Raw genomic sequence first — 19,274 nt, forward strand, 5'->3', positions numbered from 1 at the left:
TCGGAGTTCGGCGTCGCTTAAGCGTGGGGCCATCTGGGATCAAGGAGGATTCCGTGACTGACACCGTGCCGCGTACCGTCGGGACGCAGGAGCTGAACCGTCTGGTGGTTCGATTCGCGGGCGATTCCGGCGATGGAATGCAGCTCACCGGCGACCGATTCACCAGTGCCAGCGCGCTGTTCGGCAACGACTTGGCCACGCTGCCGGAGTTCCCCGCCGAGATCCGGGCCCCCCAGGGAACCCTGGCCGGGGTGTCGGCCTTCCAAGTGCAGGTGTCCGATCACGACATCACCACTCCGGGCGACGCTCCAAACGTGCTGGTAGCCATGAACCCGGCCGCTCTGCGCAAGGAGCTGGTCCACCTGGAGTTTGGCGGGACCATCATCGTCAACCAGGACGCGTTCATAGAGCGCAACCTGACCAAGGCCGGCTACGACAGCGACCCGCTAGATGACGGCAGCCTCGACAACTACACCCTGTTCAAGGTGCCGATGACCACCATCACCAAGGAGGTCTGCAAGGACCTGGGGGTGAAGCCCCGCGACGCCGAGCGGTCCAAGAACTTCTTTGCTTTGGGCCTCCTCTCCTGGCTCTACAACCGGCCGGCCCAGCCCACGCTGGATTGGATCTCCGCCAAGTTCAAGCGCCAGCAGCTCATCGCCGACGCCAACACGGCCGCCTTCAAGGCGGGTATGGCCTTCGGTGAGACGGCTGAGCTGTTCGACTTCACCTATGAGGTGAAGCCTGCGGTGCTGGAGCCGGGGACCTACACCAACGTGAACGGCAATACTGCGCTGTCCTGGGGACTGGTGGCCGCCAGCCAGCAGGCCAAAGTCCCCCTGTTCTTGGGTTCGTATCCCATCACCCCGGCCAGCGACATCCTCCACGAGTTGAGCCAGCGCAAGAACTTCGGCGTGCGAACCCTCCAGGCCGAGGATGAGATCGCCGCGGTGTGCGCCGCGTTGGGAGCCTCCTTCGGCGGCCATCTGGGAATTACCACTACCAGCGGGCCGGGCATCGCCCTCAAAGGCGAGACCATCGGCCTGGCCGTCAGCCTTGAGCTTCCCCTTCTGGTGATCAACATCCAGCGGGGTGGCCCGTCCACCGGCCTGCCCACCAAGACCGAGAGCGCCGACCTCATGCAGGCCATGTACGGGCGCCACGGCGAGTCGCCGGTGCCCATCGTGGCCGCCTACTCCCCGTCGCAGTGCTTCTTTGCTGCCATCGAGGCAGCTCGCATTGCCCTGAAATATCGCACGCCGGTGATTCTCCTGTCCGACGGCTATCTGGCCAACGGCAGCGAGCCCTGGCTTCTACCCGACGTGTCGACGCTGCCCGACTTGACGGTGGAGTTCGCCACCGGGCCCAACCACACCGAAGAAGACGGCACCGAGGTGTTCTGGCCCTACCTGCGCGACCCCGAGACCAAAGCCCGCCCCTGGGCGGTTCCCGGCACGCCCGGCCTCACCCACCGTATCGGCGGCATTGAGAAAGAAGACGGCAGCGGCAACATCAACTACGAGCCCGACAATCACGGCTATATGGTGAAGCTGCGCGAGGAGCGGGTGGCCCACATTGCCAACGACATCCCGCCCACCATGCTCGAGGGCGACATCGACGACGCCTATTTGCTGGTGCTGGGCTGGGGCTCCACATGGGGCGCCATCACCAGCGCCGTCATGCGGGCTCGGGAGGAGGGCCGCAAGGTAGCCCATGCCCACGTGACCCACTTGAACCCGCTGCCCAGTGATCTGGGTGACATTGTCCGCCGCTATCCCAAGGTGCTGGTGCCGGAGATGAACCTGGGCCAGTTCTGCCGCATCATCCGGTCCGAATTCCTGGTCGACGCCCAATCGGTCGCCAAGGTGGAGGGGGTTCCCTTCACCGCCGCTGAGCTTCACTCACACATCAACGGAGTCCTTGATGACTGACGTGCCCACAACCACCAAGGCTGATTGGACCAGCGACCAAGAGGTTCGCTGGTGCCCCGGCTGCGGGGACTACTCGATTTTGACCGCAGTGCAGATGCTCATGCCCGATCTTGACGTTCGGCGTGAGGACACCGTGTTCATCTCGGGGATTGGCTGCGCGGCCCGATTCCCGTACTACATGAATACCTATGGGGTGCACGGCATCCACGGACGGGCCCCTGCCCTGGCCACCGGCCTGGCCATGGCTCGCCCGGAGCTGCATGTGTGGGTGGTCGGAGGCGACGGCGACATGTTGTCCATCGGCGGCAATCACCTGCTGCACTCCCTTCGCCGCAACGTGAACCTCAACATCCTGTTGTTCAACAACCAGATCTACGGCTTGACCAAGGGCCAGTACTCGCCCACCAGCGAGATCGGCAAGGTCACAAAGTCCACGCCGGCAGGCAGCATCGACGAGCCGTTCAATCCCATCTCGGTGGCGCTGGGGGCGGAGGCCAGCTTCGTGGCCCGCACCCACGACATGGATCGCCAGCACATGATGGACATGTTCCGGCGGGCCCACGATTTCCCCGGAGCCGCCTTTGTGGAGGTGTTCCAGAACTGCAACGTGTTCAACGACGGGGCATTTGGAGCCATTACCAAGAAGGACAAGCGGGCCTCCATGCTCATCCCCCTCGAGCACGGAAAGCCCATCCGCTTCGGGGAGAACAACGAGAAGGGCGTGGTCATCAACCCGCAGGGGAGTGCCGAGGTGGTCGATGTGGCCGACGTCGGCGAGTCGGCCCTGCTGGTTCACGACGAGACCCGCCAGGATCCCAGTCTGGCCTTTGCCCTGTCCCGGCTCTCGGCGGGCCCGTTCGAGCCGACCCCCATCGGGGTGTATCGGGCGGTGGAACGCTCGGAGTACGCAACCGAAGCCAGCAAACAGCTCGCCATGGCCCAAGAGCAGTCCGGCCCTGGCGACCTCGAGGCCTTGCTCCATTCCCGGCCCACTTGGGAAGTCTCCTGAGCAACGCCCATTCCAAGACAGAGCGTCCCGCCCCTGGGGGTTGGGTTTTCGATCTGGACGGTGTGATTTGGGTGGGCGGAACCCCGGTGCCCGGTGCGGCTGGGGCTGTTGAGCGCTTGCAGCAATCAGGCGTCCCCGTCGTGTTCGTCACCAATATGTCGGCGCTGACCGTGGCCGACCAGGAGGCCAAGCTGGCCGCCTGCGGGATCGACGCCCAAGGGTCGGTGATCACGTCTGCTACCGCGGCGGCACAGCTCATCCACCCAGGAGAGCGGGTGCTGGTGGTTGGGGGTCCCGGCATCGACGAGGCGGTGGAGTCGGCGGGTGCTGAGGTCTGCTCATCCGGTCCTGCCGACGCAGTAGTCGTGGGTATGGACCCCGGCTTCAACTACGACACCCTCAGCCGGGCTATGCGGGCAGTACGCGGCGGCGCTCGGCTGATCGGCACCAATCACGACCCCAGCTATCCCACTGAGCGCGGACTTGAACCGGGAGGCGGATCTCTCCTCGCCGCGGTGGCGACCGCCGCCGAGGCGGTACCCACAATGGCGGGCAAGCCCAACCAGCCGATTGTCGACTGCGTGCGCAGCCGGATCGGCGACTCCGGCGTGGTGGTGGGGGACCGCCCCGACTCCGACGGCCTGTTCGCCGAGGCTCTGGGCTACGGGTTCGCCCTCGTGCTGAGCGGAGTGACCGGCGCCGATGACCTGCCGGTGTCCCCAGAGCCGAAGCACTGCGCCACCGACTTGGCCGCCTTGGTCGATCAGATGGGACTTGAATAGGTGGGATGAAGGCATCACGCCGGAGGCTGGACACCGAGTTGGTTCGCCGGGGACTGGTGGCGAGCAGGGATCGGGCCCGGGAGGCAGTGGCCTCCGGCCAGGTCACCGTGAACGGTGCAGTGGCCCAGAAAGCAGCCCGCCTGGTGCTGCCCGGTGACGCCTTGGAATTGTCGAGCCCGCCTGCTCGGTTTGTGAGCCGTGGCGGCGAAAAGCTGGAGGATGCACTGACTGCCTTCGGCTTGGATGTCACCGGCTTGCGGTGCTGCGACGTGGGGTCGTCCACCGGGGGATTCACCGACTGCCTGCTGCAGCAGGGCGCTGCCGAAGTGGTGGCCATTGACGTGGGCCGGGCCCAATTGCACGAGCGCTTGGCCGAAGACCACCGGGTGACCCTCTACGAGCGCACCGACATCCGCAACGTCGACCCGTCCGCCATCGGGGCGCCGTTCGACCTGGTGACCGCCGATGTGTCCTTCATCTCGCTGACTTCGGTGATGGCATGCCTGGCCGATCTGGCTGCACCAAGGGCACCTGTAGTGGTATTGGTCAAGCCCCAATTCGAGGTCGGACGCCAGGAAGCCAGCCGAGGCCGAGGCGTGATCCGCGACCCTGAACAATGGCGGGCTGCGCTCGACCGGGTGCTAGAAGCGGCAACCACTGCGGGCCTCGCCCCCCAAGCCGCCATCCCATCCCCGCTGAAGGGCGCGCAAGGAAACGTGGAGTTCTTCCTGCATCTGGAGCGCGGCGGCGCGACCTCATCAGTGGATTCCGCTCAAGTGGTTGCCCAATCCGTCACTGGGGATGGATAGCCTGACCGCGGCGGCATCCGCTGCTGAGCTTCCCCTCAACACGAAGAGCCAGTGGCTGATGAATGAAGAAGCAAGCCTTGATGAGGCGTCTGCGGAAGGTCGCGAAAGATCGGGGTGTAGCTCTGCATCTCTTGCGGCAGGGACGGCACGAAGTCTGGCAGTTCGGGGAGGAACGGCTGGTGATCCCCCGTCATCCAGAAATCGATGAACACACAGCGAGAGGTATATTGAGACGAGCGCAGGAGTCATCCAGGAGCAGCAATGGCTGACATTCCATCCCCAGATAGCACCTTCAGGGTGGTTGCCCGCGAGGGTGACGAGTGGTGGGGCATCCAAGTTAGGGAGCTGGATTGGGTTTTCTCGCAGGCTCGCCGCCTCCATGATGTGAAGGAGGCCGCTCGGGATGCCATTGCTGCCTATTTCGATGTCCCCGCCAGTGAAGTGGGCCCCATTGTGATCGACGAGGTGATAGCAGCTGGCACCAGCTTCTCCCCGAACGGCATCCAACCGGTTGCGTCATAACTCTATGGCTGCAATTGCCCTCTTTGTTCACGCTGACCGGCCGGAAGCCCTGAAGCTGTCGGCTGAACTCATCAATCGTTTGGACGGAGACGGCCATCAGATCCGGCTTACGCTCGAGTCGGCCGAGGCGGTGGGCCGCACCGACCTTGCCCACCAGGACGACGATATCGGTCAGAAGCTGGACTTGGCGGTGAGCTTGGGGGGAGACGGCTCCATGCTCAGGGCGGTGACTGCGGTGTCGGACTACGAAGTGCCGGTGATGGGTGTCAACTACGGGTCATTGGGTTATCTCACTGATATCCAACCGGAGGCCGCTTCCGACGCAATCGAGCGCTTCCTTGCGGGCGACCATCAGATCGAAGAACGCATTCGACTGAGCTGTCGTCTTGACGACGGCACGGAGGTGAGCGCCCTCAACGAGGCCATCGTTGAGAAGGTTGACAGCGGCCGCACCGTGAATCTAGCTGTTCACATCGACGGTGACTTCTTCACTAGTTACGCCGCCGATGGGCTGATTGCGGCTACGCCGACCGGCTCCACCGCCTATTCGCTGTCGGCCGGTGGACCGATTCTGGCCCCGACCATGCACGCGCTGATCCTGACGCCAGTTGCCCCCCACACCTTGTTCGACCGCAGCTTAGTGCTGCTTCCCTCCAGCGAATTGGTCATCGAAGTGCTAGGCGGTCGCTCCGCTGCGGTTGCCGTGGACGGCCGCTCATTGGGGGAGTTGGGCGAAGGTGGCAAGCTGACTGTCTCGGTGTCCGATCATCCGGCCCGATTGGTCACCCTGGGTCAGCGGGGGTTCCACCAAGCACTTAAGTCCTCCTTCGGCTTGGCCGATCGGTGACAGGGAAAGAACTCCGTGCTGACTGAGCTGGCAGTAGAGAACCTGGGGGTGATCGAGCGGCTCAATCTGGTGTTGGGACCGGGCATGACTGCGCTGACTGGGGAGACCGGGGCGGGAAAAACCCTGGTAGTGACGGCGGTGGACTTGCTCTTGGGCGGTCGTGCCAATCCGTCGTTGGTGCGGCTAGGTGCCGATGAGGCCACCGTCGAGGGCCGATTCGACAACCAGGGGGAGGAGGTCGTGCTTCGGCGGGTGGTGCCCGCTGACGGCCGGGCTCGGGCGTACGTGGATGGCCGGCTGGCTTCGGCTGCCACCCTGGCCGAACTGGGTGCAGAGCTGGTGGACCTGCACGGCCAGCACGAACACCAGTCGCTATTGCGCCGTGTCCACCAACGGGCCGCGCTGGATCGCTTCGGCGATGTGGACTTGGTGCCGCTGATGGAGGCGCGAGCCGCGCTGGCCGATCTGAATCGGCGACGAGCCGAACTGGGTGGCGACGAGCGATCCCGAGCTCGGGAGATCGAGCTGTGCCGATTCCAGTTAGACGAGCTGGATAAGGCCGGTTTGGAGAATCCCGACGAGGAGGAGGGTCTCAAAGCCGAAGAGGCGGTGCTGGCCGACGCAACTGCTAGCCGGGACGCGGCCCGTCAGGCTGCGATGACTATGGGTGCCGATGGTGCAGTGGGTGCCGGACTTGCTCAAATCGCCGCCGCCTTGGAGAGCCGTCCGCCGTTGGAGGGCCATCACGAGCGGCTGGTCAACCTGGTAGCAGAGGTTGGCGACCTATCGACCGAGTTGCGTCGCACCGCTGAGTCCATTGATGAGAACCCAGTCCGGCTGACCGAGGTTCGCCAACGCCAGGAACTGCTGGTGGACCTTCGTCGCAAATACGGGGAGACCGTTGCCGAGGTCATGGAGTTCCACCGTGATCTGTCTGTCCGTCTGGCGGAGTTGGAGGATTTCGACCGTCTGGCCAAAGACCTCGATGGGGAACTCGATCGCCGCGCTGGTGCGGTTGCTGAAGCCGGGGCCACAGTGGGAACGGCTCGACGACAGGCGGCTCTGGCGTTGGGCGAAGAGGTGACGGCCAACCTGCGGGAGCTGGCCATGGCTCGAGCCGAGGTGCAAGTAAAGGTGGGCGACGATCCCGGAGACGAGGTGGACATCCTGCTGGCCGCCAACAGCGGTGTTCCCGGCCTACCCCTCACGTCGGCCGCCTCGGGGGGAGAGCTCGCCCGGGTCATGCTGGCCCTGCGCCTAGTGGTTAGCGCCGGCCCTCCGGTCTTGGTTTTCGACGAAGTAGACGCCGGCATCGGCGGTCAGGTGGCTCAGACCGTGGGACGGGCGCTTTCCCGCTTGACTGCCGATCACCAAGTGTTAGTAGTCACCCATTTGCCCCAGGTAGCGGCCTGTGCCGACCGGCAGGTGAGCATCGTCAAGCACGACGACGGCTCAACCACGTCGGTGACCGCCGAGACCTTGGAGGGGGAGGAGCGGATAGTCGAGCTTTCCCGCATGCTTTCCGGATCGCCCGACAGCGAGAGCGCCCGCCGCCACGCCTCTGAGCTTCTCGAGATGTCCCGGGGCTGAGGCCCTCCGAGCCCCCACAAATGTCCCAGGGCAGCAGGTGACCGGTTCTACGGGTCCACCAGTCGTCGCTCCTCCCCGCTAAGCTTGGCAGGCGTGACCAAGCACATCTTTGTGACTGGCGGTGTGGCGAGTTCGCTGGGCAAAGGGCTTACGGCCGCATCTCTGGGGCGTTTGCTCAAGCAACGGGGTCTTCGGGTGACCATGCAGAAGCTGGACCCGTACATCAATGTGGACCCCGGCACCATGAACCCCTTCGAGCACGGAGAGGTGTTCGTCACCGACGACGGCGGCGAGACTGATCTGGATCTCGGCCACTACGAGCGGTTCATCGACGAGAACCTCACCAAGCTCTCCAACGCCACCACCGGCTCCATCTACTCCTCGGTCATCGCCGCGGAGCGCCAAGGCGAGTATTTGGGCAAGACCGTTCAGGTGATTCCCCACGTCACCAACGAGATCAAGAGCCGCATCGCCAGCCTGGTGTCCGACGATATCGACGTGGTCATCACCGAGATCGGCGGGACCGTGGGCGATATCGAGATCCTCCCCTTCTTGGAAGCCATCCGCCAGGTGCGTCTGGACGTGGGGCGGGGCAACGTCTGCTACATCCACGTCACCCTGGTGCCCTTCATCGGCCCAACCGGCGAGCAGAAGACCAAGCCCACCCAGCATTCGGTGACCGAGCTCCGCAGCCGGGGCGTCCAGCCCGACGCCATCGTGTGCCGCAGCGAGTCGCCCATCACCGACGAGTTGAAGCGCAAGATCTCCAGCCTGTGCGACGTGGACGTGTCGGCGGTGGTCAACGCGGCCGACGCCGACAGCATCTACGAGATTCCCCTGGTGCTCCACGATGAAGGCCTCGACGGCGTGGTGTGCGACATCTTGCGCTTGGATGTCCCCGAGCCCGATCTGGCCGACTGGCAGTGGCTGAACCAGCGGTTGGAGATGGCCCAGCGCACCGTGCGCATCGGACTCATCGGGAAGTACGTCACGCTCCCCGACGCCTATCTGTCAGTGGTGGAGGCCCTGAACCACGCGGGCATACATCACGGCGCCTCGGTGGAGATCGAGTGGATTCAGGCAGAGAGCGTCGAAGGCCTCATGGTCGACAGCGTGATGAGCGGGCTGGACGGCATCGTGATCCCCGGCGGGTTCGGCGAGCGGGGGATTGAGGGCAAGGTCAACGCCGCTTCCTACGCTCGGGAGAACGGCTTGCCCTGCCTGGGCCTGTGCCTGGGCCTCCAGGTGATGACCATCGACTACGCCCGCAACGTGTTGGGCCTGGCCAACGCCCATTCCAGCGAGTTCGACCCCAGCACGCCGTGGCCGGTGATCGACCTGATGGAATCGCAGCGCGGAATCACCGACAAGGGCGGCACCATGCGGCTGGGGGCGTGCCTGGCCAAGCTCCAACCGGGAACCAAGGTGGCCGAGGCGTACGGGGCCGAGGTGGTGTCGGAGCGCCACCGCCACCGCTATGAGTTCAATCCCAAGCTCCGCGGCCGCTTCGAGGGCACCGACTTCGTGCTTGCCGGCGAGTCGCCCGACGGCCTGCTGGTGGAGTTCATCGAACTCGACGGTCACCCCTGGTGGGTGGGAACCCAGGCCCATCCCGAGTTCAAGAGCCGCCCCGACCGGCCCGCCCCGCTGTTCTGCGGCTTGGTGAAGGCCGCGTTGGATCGCCAAGAGAGCGGAATGGCTGCCGATGATGACGCTCGCTCCAGTGCAGCGCAAGAGGTACCAGAGCAGGCCGAGGCGGTACCCGAGGCCTCTACCGCAGCCCATCGTTGAGAGACTGCGAAGTGGCGACGGTTGAAAGCGGGGAGGGTTTCACCCCGATTGGAGAGCGGCAGGAGTGGCAAGGGCGAGTGGTGTCGCTGAGCGTCGCCGAGATCAGAGCCCCCGATGGCTCGATCTATGAGAGGGAGATCGTCCGCCATCCCGGCGCCGCAGTAATCGTGCCCGTTGACGGCGAAGAGGTCATCATGGTCCGCCAGTATCGCCCTGCGGTGAATCGGGAGCTGCTGGAGATTCCTGCCGGCAAACTCGACAGCAAAGACGAACCCCCGGAAATGACCGCCCAGCGGGAGTTGGAGGAGGAGATCGGCAAGCGAGCAGGACATCTGGAGCTCTTGGCCGTCTTCCACAACTCTCCGGGATTCTGCGACGAAATCACCCACTGCTATCTGGCCACCGATCTGACCGACGCCGATCGCCGTCCTCACGGCATTGAGGAGCAGCACATGGCCATCGAGCGCATCAAGTTGGCTGAGGTCACGAACTTGGTCGCCTCCGGGGAACTGGCCGACGCCAAGTCGATCGTCGGTCTGATGCTGGCCCGAGAGCACCTGCGGTGAGTCCCCAGTGCCCGCCACGGTGAGTGCAGGGGGTGGGGTTGAGGAGTTCTTGGATTGGTTGGTGCTGGAACGGGGCCGCGCCCCCCGCACCTGTGAGGCCTACCGCCGAGATCTGAACGGCTACTGCGAGGTCTTGGCCTCTCGGGGAAGCAGCCCCGACACGGCCAGCGAAGAGGACATCTTGGCGTTCATGGGCCACCAGCAGAGCCGGGGAATGGCCCCAGCATCGGTGAAGCGGGCGATGACCGCGGTGCGGACCTTCCACCAGTTCCTCGTCATGGAGGGTTTGCGCGCCGATGACCCCGGTTCCCATTTGGAGCTTCCCACGGTGCCCAAAGCCGTGCCCAAAGCGCTGAGCGAGGCCGAAGTGGAGGCCATTCTCGACGCTGTGATCGGCACCGATCCGGTGTCACGGCGGGATCGGGCCATGTTGGAGATGCTCTACGGCACCGGTATGCGCATCAGCGAGCTGGTGGGGATGTCGCTGACTGACTTGGACATGAGCGAAGCCACCGTTCGGGTTCTGGGAAAGGGCCAGAAGGAGCGGGTACTGCCGGTGGGCCGATGCGCTCATGAGGCGCTGACCGCCTGGCTGGTTCCCGCCGGGCGCGGAGAGATAGAGCCTGATCGCTGGGCATCCCAGCACGACCAAGAAGCGGTTTGGCTCAATCAGCGGGGTCGACGCCTGACTCGGCAGGGCGCGTGGGGTGTGGTGAAGAAGAAGGCTCAGCAGGTGGGCTTGGGGGCCAAAGTCTCCCCTCACGTGTTCCGCCACTCATGCGCCACCCACATGTTGGATCACGGTGCCGACATCAGGGCGGTGCAGGAGATCTTGGGCCATGCCTCCATCAGCACCACGCAGGTGTACACCTTGGTGTCCAAGGAGAAGCTGTGGGAGGCCTATCGCGCCGCCCATCCTCGGGCGGTCTTGGACCGTTGATCCACCTGATTCGTCGCTTCTTTCAGTCGATTGTCGACAAAGGTCCCGATCCCGTCCAAGAAGCCTGGCTGCTCGGCCTGCTCAGCGGCGCTGAGTCTGCGCTCTACCGACAGATGAGTCCGGCCGACCGCAGCCACGCACTGCGCTCGGCCCGATGCCCCGCGCTGGCGGACGATGCCCAGCGGGTGGCGGCGGCGCTTCACGACGTGGGAAAGATCCATGCTGGTCTGGGGACCTGGGCTCGTGTGGCCGCCACCCTGGCGGGAGCGGTCTTTCCCACCCGTCTACGGGGCCGATGGGCCGATTACCGGGATCACCCCCGTCTGGGGGCGGCCATGCTGCTTGAGGCGGGCAGCGCCCAGATCACTGTGGTGTGGGCTGCGGAACACCACCTTCCCCTCGGAAAATCCTCCCTGTCTCCCGAAGTGGCTACCGCCCTGGCTGCCGCAGATCAATAGGGGAGCCGGTTCGGCCTGCGCCGACAGATAAGAGCACCGCCCTCCGATGCCGGTAGGCTTTTCGGCGTGCGCACCGAGATTCCCAAGATCATCAGCGTCGACGACCATCTCGTAGAGCCCGCCCACCTGTGGCAGAGCTGGCTGCCGGAGCGGTTCAAGGAGCGAGGGCCGCGGGTCGAACGCCGCCGGGTGGGGCCGATCACCTATACCGGCGGACCCAAGATGTACACCTACGAGCTGGACGTAGAAGACGGGCCGTGGGGCGACGTGTGGTTCTATGAAGACCTGGTGTATCCCAACAAGCGCCACGTGGCCGCGGTGGGCTTCGACCGCGACGACATGGAGGCGGTGCCAATCACCTTCGACGAGATGCGCCCGGGCTGCTACGACCCCAAGGCCCGGGTGGAGGACATGGAGATGAACCATGTGGAGGCGTCGCTGTCATTCCCGACGTTCCCCCGGTTCTGCGGCCAGACCTTCCTAGAAGCCGAAGACAAGGAACTGGCCTTGGCCTGTGTGCAGGCCTACAACGACTTCATGATCGAGGAGTGGTGCGGCGACTCAAACGGGGCGCTCATCCCCCTGGCCATCATCCCGCTGTGGGATGTGGAGCTGGCCAAGGCCGAGGTAGAGCGCAATGCCGCTCGGGGCTGCCACGCCGTGTGCTTCTCGGAGATCGCTCCCAACCTGGGCCTGCCCAGCATCCACACCGACTATTGGGATCCGTTCTTTGCCGCCTGCCAGGACACCGCCACCGCGGTGTGCATGCACATCGGCTCTTCCTCGGTGATGCCCGCGGCCTCACCCGACGCACCCCCCGCGGTGGCGGCCTCGCTCAGCTTCAACAACGCCATCGCGTCGATGAGCGACTTCTTGTTCTCCGGGGTGCTGGTGCGGTTCCCCGAGATGAAGCTGGCCTATTCCGAGGGCCAGATCGGGTGGATCCCCTACATCTTAGAGCGCTGCGACGACGTCTGGTCGGAGCACCGGGCTTGGGGCGGGGTCAAGGACTCCATCCCCGAGCCGCCGTCCACCTACTACTACCGGCAGATCTACGGCTGCTTCTTCCGCGACAACCACGGATTGAAATCCCTGGACGAGGTCGGGGTGGACAACGTGACGTTCGAAACCGACTACCCCCACACCGATACAACGTGGCCCCACACCAAGAAGGCGGCCGAGGACATGATGGGCCACCTGCCCCCCGACGTGGTCCACAAGCTGGTGAGGGGCAACGCCGCTCGCCTCCTCAACCTCGACATCGACTGACAGGCACCTAGACTTCTCAGCTGCAAGCTCCGTAGGCGCCTCCACCGGGTGGCGGGTCTTGAGGTATTGGGCCGCTGGGGTGTGGTGGGCTGCCAAGTGCTTGGTGTAGTGAACGGCGGTTGCCGAGGTCTTCCATCGGCCTGCGAGCATGAGCCCGGCTATGTCGATGCCCGAGCTGGCGAGGTCTTGGGCCATTCCCACGCGCAGGGAGTGGCTGGAGATGTTGGTGGGATCGATCCCGGCGGCTTGAGCTGCGGCTCTGAGGCGGCGGGTGACGGTTTTGGATGAGAAATTGAATACTCGGTCGCCGGGGTTGGCGTTGGCGGGCTTGAGGCGGGCGAGTGCCTGAACAATGAATTCTGAGATGGGTGCGACAGCGCCTTTGCCGGTTTGGTCGGTCTTCGACCTCCGGATCCAAACCGTTCCGCACTCGTGGTCGGGCGGCAGGTCGAGGTCGCCCCAGGTGAGGGCGAGGAGTTCGCCGCAGCGCAGCAAGGCGTCGTGGGCGAGGAAGACCATGGCGATGTCGGCACCGGCGCGCTCTTGGGCCTGCTGAGGGGTTTCCAGTCGCCCTCCGGGCTGGTTGTTTCGGGGCGTGAGGGCGGCGGCTGCGATGGCTTCGATCTGGTGTCGCCGCAGCGGTTCGGCTTGTTTTGGGAAGATGCCCTGGGCAGCGGCGTGGCGGGTGATTCCGGCCAATAGCCGGCCGACCTGGTGGTCGCGGGCCGGGTTGGCGCTGAGACGACAGCGGAGCCTGTGGGCCACCGCACCGAGGTAGGTGCGCAGGGTGGAGGGCTTCTTGCCCTCTCTGTAGAGCTCGGCCAGCCAGCGCTGGATGTTCTCGGCTGTCGGGTTGGAGTCCGGCTGGTTGTTGGCATTCGCCCAGCGGGCCCAGCTGTTCCACCCGGTTCTATAGGTCTTGCGGGTATTCTCGGCCAGCGCGAACGTCTTGGCGTGCTCGATCAGCCCGTCGACTGGCCAGCAAGCCGGACCGGTTTCTAGCGCTTGGAAGACCGCGGCGATCTCAGCGGCATTGCTTACAGCGTCATATGAAAGCGCGGGGGGGGGGGGTGATGTTTCATTGCCGTTTTCCTAGTCAACACCCGTTGCGCGATTCGAATTGGAATCAGCCCTTGTTCGCCTGGCTGCCAGCGCGTCAACGCGGCAAATAAATGCCTTTATTGCCTAGCTCAGGTTCAAAGCGTTTGTCAACCTCTGCCCAGACAGGAGTCGGCACAGCCCTGTCGCGTGGCAAACCATAATCCCACTTGAACAGGCAAAACAGCCCCCGAGCCGGCGAGCCCTGCCCACCGAACAAACTGGCCTCCCGCCGCCGCCACGACACCGACCGGCACGGGACCGGCACCAAGCCAACAGCCGCTGCACAGCCAAGACCGAGAACAATCCGCCGCGTCTCCCACTCTTCCGGATCAGACGAATTCCTAGCCAACACAAGGTTTCCACACTCGCAGCCTGGCTATCTCCGCCAGATCCGCGGTGCTTCCAACGCGGCGGATAAAGGCATTTATCCGCTGCGTATCAGAATCCCTCGGGAGAGCCGCCCCATGTCTGCACTGTCCAAGCCTGACCTCCCGAACGAAACCGCCAAGACGGCCGCACCTTCAAAGCCGCCCGGTGGGGGCCGCCCGACGTTCCGCCGTTTTCTTGCCTTGTTCGCTGTGTTCTGTGTTGCGGCGGCGCTGCTGCCCGCCGCGGCCAGCGCCCACGATCCGACCCGAACCGAGATCACCAGACAAGAGCCCTACCAAGCCCAAGAGCAGGACGGCACCAAAACGATTCCCGATTACAACTACAAAGACGTTCCCGCCTACAACTATGTAGACGTTCCCCAGTATGAGGACGTGGTGACCAAGAAGTTCGTGGGGAACAAAAAGGTCAGGATACCGCCCTACACCAAAAAAGAGCGGATTCCACCCTACACGACGACAAAACCACTGTACAACTACGAGACGCAGTGCATCTGGCTGGGCTGCTTTCAGGTCCGGGTTCCGCCCATGTCGAAGACGATTCCCCTTTACAACTACAAGGATGTTCCCGCCTACAACTACACCAACATTCCCCAGTATGAGGACGTGGTGACCAAGAAGTTCGTGGGGAACAAAAAGGTCAGGATTCCGCCCTACACCAAAAAAGAGCGGGTAGCGCCATTCACCAAAGAAGTGCCCAAATACAAGACCGTGACGAAATACCGGACAGTGGGCACCGGCCAATACACCACAACACATATCCCCGCCGGCAGCCACCAGTGCCCCACCGGCCAGACCCCGACATCAACCGACACCTACGGCCACGTCTCCGGCTGCAAACAGCCAGGCACCGACAACGACGGCGGCGGCGACAACGGCGGCGGCGACAACGACTGCAAGTTCGATTTCAAGACCGAGCACCGCCACGACAGCACGAACGTCTGCCACGACGACCACGACGCCGAGCCGGCGTGCGGAACCGGCAACGCGGGCCAGACCGTCACATGGATCACCCACGCAGGCGACGTCCACAACGACCACTCGAAGGTCTGCCCGTCGCTCTGCTCTTACGATCCCAACAGCCAGCACCGCCACGACAGCACGAACGTCTGCCACGACGACCACGACTCCGAGCCGGTGTGCGGAATCGGCAACGCGGGCCAGACCGTCGCATGGATCACCCACGCAGGCGACGTCCACAACGACCACTCGAAGGTCTGCAAAATCAGGCCCCCTGCCGGTGTGACGTGCCCGAATGGGTATGAGTACGGAACTGGCACTAACGGCTGGACGCCGCCGCGCGCTGCGCCTACCGGCCAGTTCTGGGTTAGCACAAGGGCCACTCCCGGATGGCCGGTGCATGAGTGCTGGCAGCTCCGCGCCGGGAGCTGCCCGAACGGGCAGACGCTGGCCCACGCCATCCACACCAAGACCCCCAACCGGTTTCTCGCTGGCTACGCAGACCTCCCCGCAGCGCCCGCAGGCTACGAATGGAATCAGGAATCGGTCTCGGCCAACGCCGATTACGCCTGCTACAAGCTCGTAGAATCCAAAGACCTTTTCAAAATCGTTGTTGACGGTGTGACGCATTGGGTTAGAGAAGGCGCAAAGCTCACTATCAAAGGCATTGACTACGTCATCAGGGGTGGGAAGGTCGTTGTAGATCAAGCCTCCCAGGCCGTTGGCGCGGTTGGAGAGTCAATAAAACAGGCAGCTATCGTTGAGATGGAAAGGCTCCGCAGAATAGGGCAAACAGCATTCAACCTGGCGTGCTCAGTTCCATTCGGACAAGCAGTAGTAGGGGGAGCAGCAGCTTATGCTGCCGCGTCTACAGCAACCGGCGCTGCCGCTGTCGCTGGTGTGGCAACAGCTTTATCAGTATCCCCAGCACTTGTGGTTGTAGCCGCCGGTGTGGCTACTGCCGCGGGAGTTCACTATGCCTGCGAGTTTGTGAAAAATAAATATCTCAAAAGCGACGACGATTCCAGCCAGTCGGTTCCCGCCCCGGCTTCTGATTTGTCGGCTAGTGCGGGGGCCGGGCAGATCGCGGTGTCTTGGTCGGCGTCGGCCACGGCTCCCGCGGCGGGGTTCGGGTATCGGGTGCAGTGGAAGCCCACCGCCCAGGCGTGGGATGGGGCCGCTGTGGGGTCCGAGGATTTGGACCACGGCTCGGATTTGGCCACATCGCATACCATCACCGGGCTTGTGAACGGCTCGGCCTACGACGTGCGGGTGGCCGCGTTCAACGCCAACGGCGTCTCAACGTGGATCACCGGCACCGCCACTCCTGCAAAGCCCAAGCCTTCTTTGGCGTTCGACTCTGTTTCGTGCGCGTCGTCGGGCTCGGGCTGGGTCATCTCGGTTTCTTGGAGCAAGACCCCCGAAAGCCTGAAGCCGGATGTCTGGGCGAGCGAGGCGAAAAACCGCGGCCACCGCGGATTCCAGAGCGCGGTTGCGGGCACTTCGACGACGTTCGACGTGCCAAACGCCGGTTGGTATCAAGTCGGCATGCAGGCCAAGATCGCCGGAAACAAAAAGGTGGGCGACAGCGAGCCGGTGCGCTGCCGATAGAACCGCACCCCCGCAAAACCTGAGACCGCTAAACCCGCCGAGGCCCGCTGGGCGCTGTGGTGGCCCTGGGAGCTCCCGAGGGGCTGTGGCGGCCCGGCCCGATTGCAGGTGTATGGTGGGGGGCATGAGTTACCAGAACCCCCCACCACACCCCCCTGACGATACCGCCAAGGCGACCGCTGCCCGCAAGAGCACGCTGGCGCTATCCAACCTCCCCGTATGGTTGTCGTGTGCTATCGGGGTCAGCATCTGGTCTTTAGGCATTTGGGTGGTTGGCCCCTGGATTGCGGATTGGTCGGGGATGCCTCTAATTGCGAGCGCTGTGGTGTGGTCTTTCCTCGTGCTGCTGCTGATGGGTGTTTGGGATCGGGTTCAACAAGCTAGGGCCCGCGACCTGACTTCCCACTGATTCGGGGAACCATCCCGGCCCAACGCCTGCCAGCGTCGCGGGCTCATGGCCCTTTGGCTGAGTTGTTGCTGTTGCGCTTGGGCTGGGCGCTGGTTTAGGTTTCCTGGCTGGTACCGAAATCCGAGGGGGTTTCCCCCGCGATCAAGTTTGTCGGCGAGTCGGGTGTTTGCCATATTCCCTCCGATACGGGTTGGGCTTTGTCTTGGTTCCCTTCGGACTTGACCGCGGGTTTTATTTGCGGAGAAGCCATTAACGGAACAGGACGAGTTTACCAAAAAATAGAAAACACTATCGAAGCAATGCCAGCCAAAATGAAGAGTCCAATCTTCCATAGCTAATAAATTCTGCCCAAACCCAATACGAGAAAATTGTAAATACGTAAAGCAGAAAATCTTTTATTTTGTTCGGCTGGAGCTTGCTTCTGTTGTCGTAATTCTGTGGCATCGGGCAGTGTCTGAATCAGAAAATGGAATAGCGCACTATAAAGGTCAGGCAATAGGCCACAAGCAGATGCGAGGCCGCTGGAGCAGCAGGTGTATGGTGGGTGGGGCATGATCTATCACCCCCCCCTTTACGTTGTTGGGTGGCTCTGGCCGTGGGAGTGTTGGGGCTGGCTGCTCGCCGTGGTGGGTAGGGCTTTGTACATCTCACCCTCTTTGTGTTCGCCCCGTGGTTCGCTGGCCTGCTGAACATCCACCGCATGATCGTGGTAATGGCAATCGGGGCCGTTGGAGTCTTGATGATTGTGTCTCCATCAATCATTAGACATGTCAGGGCGCTCTCTGCGCCAGTGCTGAGCGATCAAGCCTGATTTTTTCCAGCGGCCGCCCGCGCCGCGGCGACTTCTAACCCTCCCCGCATAGGCGGCTGTTGCCCGCTGTTCTCTCTTTGCTGTAAGTTCCCTGCCAAGGCAAGAGAGTTGGAACGGTTACCCCCGTAGGCCAGACATGCTGTCTTCTCGTTGTTGTTGTCGTTTTCTTCGGGGAAGCCACCAGCGGAACAGGACGAGTTTACCGAGAAAATAGGAAAGCACTATCAATGCAGTAGCCAACCAAAATGAGAAGTCTAATCTTCCATCGCTGCTGAATACCGCCCAAACCCAACACGGGGAAAATGCAAATATGCAAAGCAGAAAATTTTCTATTTTGTTCGGTTGGAGCTTGCCTTTGTCGTCGTAATTTCGTGGCAGTGGGCGGTGTTTGAGCCAAAACACTGCATAGCGCGCTATGAAGATCAGGCAATAGGCCATAAGCAGACTAACGAGGGCTATGGTCAGCTCCGGTGCTATCGGCAATAGCGCCCCACCTAGAGCCAAAACCACCGCCACCATGATGACCAAATGGCGACTTTTAGGCGGCGAGATGACCGACGGCGTTTGGAGTGGCGTGGTTGGCGGTGTGGTCATGGCTGCCTTTCGGTTGTGTTGGTGGTTTGCCGCTACCGCTCGACTCGGCGTTGGGCGGTAGCGCGGTTCAAGGGGGCATGACGGGCGATCTAGTGCCATGAGCAGCCGACGCTGTTGGCGTGGCTCATGGCGGTTGTCAGCGCTTCTGTGTCGGCATCGAGCTGGCGGCCTATGGCGGCAACAGCCACCAGCGCTTCGGCCCTTTGCTGGCGCACGGTCGGCGACAAACGCGACATCAATCGGGTTCCAGAGCGGGAGCCATGCAGCCAAATTAGCACTCGTATAGACATATGCAAAGCTACTAGGGAGAGGTCGGGCTTGCGGCGCCTGCGGCCTGCTCAGAGGCCGGGTTAGGTTCGGCCCCGACTACAGAGATCCGTGAGATTTCCCCTGCGGTCAGGTGCGATGGCGAGTCGGGTGCTTGCCCCTTCCCCTCCGAGGTGGGTCGGGCTTCGTCTTGGTCCCCTTCGGGCCTGACAGCGGATTTCTGTAGTCGGAATTACCCGATCGTCCGAAGGGGACCGCCCGACATTCCGCCGTTTTCTTGTTCTCTTCGCCGTTTTTTGTGTTGCGGCAACCCTGTTGCCTGCTGTGGCCAGCGCCCATGATCCGACCCGAACCGAGATCACCAGACAAGAGCCCTATAAAGTCCAAGAGCGAGACGGCACCAAGACGGTTCCTGATTACAAATACAAGGACGTTCCCGCCTACAACTACACCAACATTCCCCAGTATGAGGACGTGGTGACCAAGAAGTTCGTGGGGAACAAAAAGGTCAGGATTCCGCCCTACACCAAAAAAGAGCGGGTTGAGGTTCCCCCCTGATCGTGGAGAGGTTGGTGATTGGGAGTGGGGGTGTCGGTGCTGGGTCTTTGGCGGGATGGCGGG

At 63.2% G+C, this 19,274-nt stretch carries 17 protein-coding genes and 2 pseudogenes; 15 read left to right on the top strand and 4 right to left on the bottom strand.

The genetic code is table 11. The features are described from left to right. Positions 1-53: 53 nt before the first annotated feature. From ACOQPI_RS10655 to ACOQPI_RS10710, 12 genes are all read left to right on the top strand, one after another. Positions 54-1,931 (top strand): 2-oxoacid:acceptor oxidoreductase subunit alpha, encoded by a 1,878-nt coding sequence (locus ACOQPI_RS10655; protein WP_420619624.1) that lies wholly within the window; start codon positions 54-56, stop codon positions 1,929-1,931. After that, complete coding sequence (locus tag ACOQPI_RS10660) at positions 1,924-2,940, top strand: 2-oxoacid:ferredoxin oxidoreductase subunit beta (protein WP_420619625.1); 1,017 nt, start codon at positions 1,924-1,926, stop codon at positions 2,938-2,940. The genes ACOQPI_RS10655 and ACOQPI_RS10660 overlap by 8 nt, the downstream gene beginning before the upstream one ends. Further along, complete coding sequence (locus tag ACOQPI_RS10665; protein ID WP_420619626.1) at positions 2,925-3,722, top strand: HAD-IIA family hydrolase; 798 nt, start codon at positions 2,925-2,927, stop codon at positions 3,720-3,722. The genes ACOQPI_RS10660 and ACOQPI_RS10665 overlap by 16 nt, the downstream gene beginning before the upstream one ends. A 5-nt stretch (positions 3,723-3,727) precedes the next feature. Then, a complete protein-coding gene (locus ACOQPI_RS10670) occupies positions 3,728-4,531 on the top strand; it encodes a TlyA family RNA methyltransferase (RefSeq protein ID WP_420619627.1) in 804 nt (267 codons plus the stop codon). A 261-nt stretch (positions 4,532-4,792) separates the two neighbouring features. Then, positions 4,793-5,053, top strand: a complete 261-nt coding sequence (locus ACOQPI_RS10675; protein WP_420619628.1) for a hypothetical protein — start codon at positions 4,793-4,795, stop codon at positions 5,051-5,053. A 4-nt stretch (positions 5,054-5,057) separates the two neighbouring features. Beyond that, positions 5,058-5,900: an NAD(+)/NADH kinase gene (locus tag ACOQPI_RS10680; RefSeq protein WP_420619629.1), complete on the top strand. Its 843-nt coding sequence runs from the start codon at positions 5,058-5,060 to the stop codon at positions 5,898-5,900. A gap of 15 nt (positions 5,901-5,915) precedes the next feature. Beyond that, on the top strand, positions 5,916-7,490 hold the full coding sequence (recN, locus tag ACOQPI_RS10685) for a DNA repair protein RecN (RefSeq protein ID WP_420619630.1): 1,575 nt from the start codon (positions 5,916-5,918) through the stop codon (positions 7,488-7,490). Between the two features lie 93 nt (positions 7,491-7,583). Beyond that, the gene (locus tag ACOQPI_RS10690; RefSeq protein ID WP_420619631.1) at positions 7,584-9,281 is read left to right on the top strand and encodes a CTP synthase; all 1,698 of its coding nucleotides are present in this window, start codon (positions 7,584-7,586) and stop codon (positions 9,279-9,281) included. An 11-nt stretch (positions 9,282-9,292) separates the two neighbouring features. Further along, positions 9,293-9,847, top strand: coding sequence for an NUDIX hydrolase (locus tag ACOQPI_RS10695; RefSeq protein WP_420619632.1), 555 nt, complete (start codon positions 9,293-9,295; stop codon positions 9,845-9,847). 19 nt (positions 9,848-9,866) lie between these two features. Beyond that, on the top strand, positions 9,867-10,787 hold the full coding sequence (locus tag ACOQPI_RS10700) for a site-specific tyrosine recombinase (RefSeq protein ID WP_420619633.1): 921 nt from the start codon (positions 9,867-9,869) through the stop codon (positions 10,785-10,787). Then, positions 10,784-11,245 carry an HD domain-containing protein gene (locus tag ACOQPI_RS10705; protein ID WP_420619634.1) on the top strand — a complete coding sequence of 154 codons (462 nt, stop codon included), beginning with the start codon at positions 10,784-10,786 and terminating at the stop codon, positions 11,243-11,245. Before ACOQPI_RS10700 ends, ACOQPI_RS10705 begins: the two co-directional genes overlap by 4 nt. A gap of 66 nt (positions 11,246-11,311) precedes the next feature. Then, positions 11,312-12,514, top strand: a complete 1,203-nt coding sequence (locus ACOQPI_RS10710) for an amidohydrolase family protein (RefSeq protein ID WP_420619635.1) — start codon at positions 11,312-11,314, stop codon at positions 12,512-12,514. A gap of 150 nt (positions 12,515-12,664) precedes the next feature. Here the strand turns inward: ACOQPI_RS10710 and ACOQPI_RS10715 are convergent. Continuing rightward, positions 12,665-13,033, bottom strand: a pseudogene (locus ACOQPI_RS10715) (tyrosine-type recombinase/integrase); the annotation flags it as partial. Between ACOQPI_RS10715 and ACOQPI_RS10720 the strand changes: the two are divergent. Continuing rightward, complete coding sequence (locus tag ACOQPI_RS10720) at positions 12,947-13,216, top strand: hypothetical protein (protein WP_420621078.1); 270 nt, start codon at positions 12,947-12,949, stop codon at positions 13,214-13,216. The pseudogene ACOQPI_RS10715 and the gene ACOQPI_RS10720 sit on opposite strands and share 87 nt — an antisense overlap. A 72-nt stretch (positions 13,217-13,288) precedes the next feature. Here the strand turns inward: ACOQPI_RS10720 and ACOQPI_RS10725 are convergent. After that, positions 13,289-13,537: pseudogene (locus ACOQPI_RS10725) on the bottom strand (site-specific integrase); the annotation flags it as partial. 542 nt (positions 13,538-14,079) lie between these two features. On the opposite strand from ACOQPI_RS10725, the gene ACOQPI_RS10730 reads away from it, so the two are divergent. After that, positions 14,080-16,572 carry a fibronectin type III domain-containing protein gene (locus tag ACOQPI_RS10730; RefSeq protein ID WP_420619636.1) on the top strand — a complete coding sequence of 831 codons (2,493 nt, stop codon included), beginning with the start codon at positions 14,080-14,082 and terminating at the stop codon, positions 16,570-16,572. A 1,337-nt stretch (positions 16,573-17,909) separates the two neighbouring features. On the opposite strand, the gene ACOQPI_RS10735 is transcribed toward ACOQPI_RS10730, so the two are convergent. Both ACOQPI_RS10735 and ACOQPI_RS10740 read right to left on the bottom strand, forming a co-directional pair. After that, complete coding sequence (locus tag ACOQPI_RS10735; RefSeq protein ID WP_420619637.1) at positions 17,910-18,386, bottom strand: hypothetical protein; 477 nt, start codon at positions 18,384-18,386, stop codon at positions 17,910-17,912. Positions 18,387-18,475: 89 nt separating this feature from the next. Then, positions 18,476-18,625, bottom strand: coding sequence for a hypothetical protein (locus ACOQPI_RS10740; RefSeq protein ID WP_420619638.1), 150 nt, complete (start codon positions 18,623-18,625; stop codon positions 18,476-18,478). Positions 18,626-18,977: 352 nt separating this feature from the next. Between ACOQPI_RS10740 and ACOQPI_RS10745 the strand changes: the two genes are divergently transcribed. Continuing rightward, entirely contained in the window at positions 18,978-19,211 is a 234-nt protein-coding gene (locus tag ACOQPI_RS10745; RefSeq protein WP_420619639.1) for a hypothetical protein, read from the top strand. The last annotated feature ends 63 nt before the right edge of the window (positions 19,212-19,274 follow it).

The sequence above is a fragment of the Candidatus Poriferisocius sp. genome (assembly GCF_965219815.1).
Classification (GTDB): Bacteria; Actinomycetota; Acidimicrobiia; order Acidimicrobiales; family Bin134; genus Poriferisocius.

What these genes read in the sequence shown, in the direction of transcription:
- ACOQPI_RS10675 (WP_420619628.1), top strand. Translation starts at nt 4,793, where the DNA reads ATGGCTGACATTCCATCCCCAGATAGCACCTTCAGGGTGGTTGCCCGC.
- ACOQPI_RS10730 (WP_420619636.1), top strand. Translation starts at nt 14,080, where the DNA reads ATGTCTGCACTGTCCAAGCCTGACCTCCCGAACGAAACCGCCAAGACG.
- ACOQPI_RS10680 (WP_420619629.1), top strand. Translation starts at nt 5,058, where the DNA reads ATGGCTGCAATTGCCCTCTTTGTTCACGCTGACCGGCCGGAAGCCCTG.
- ACOQPI_RS10660 (WP_420619625.1), top strand. Translation starts at nt 1,924, where the DNA reads ATGACTGACGTGCCCACAACCACCAAGGCTGATTGGACCAGCGACCAA.
- ACOQPI_RS10670 (WP_420619627.1), top strand. Translation starts at nt 3,728, where the DNA reads ATGAAGGCATCACGCCGGAGGCTGGACACCGAGTTGGTTCGCCGGGGA.
- ACOQPI_RS10735 (WP_420619637.1), bottom strand. Translation starts at nt 18,386, where the DNA reads ATGACCACACCGCCAACCACGCCACTCCAAACGCCGTCGGTCATCTCG.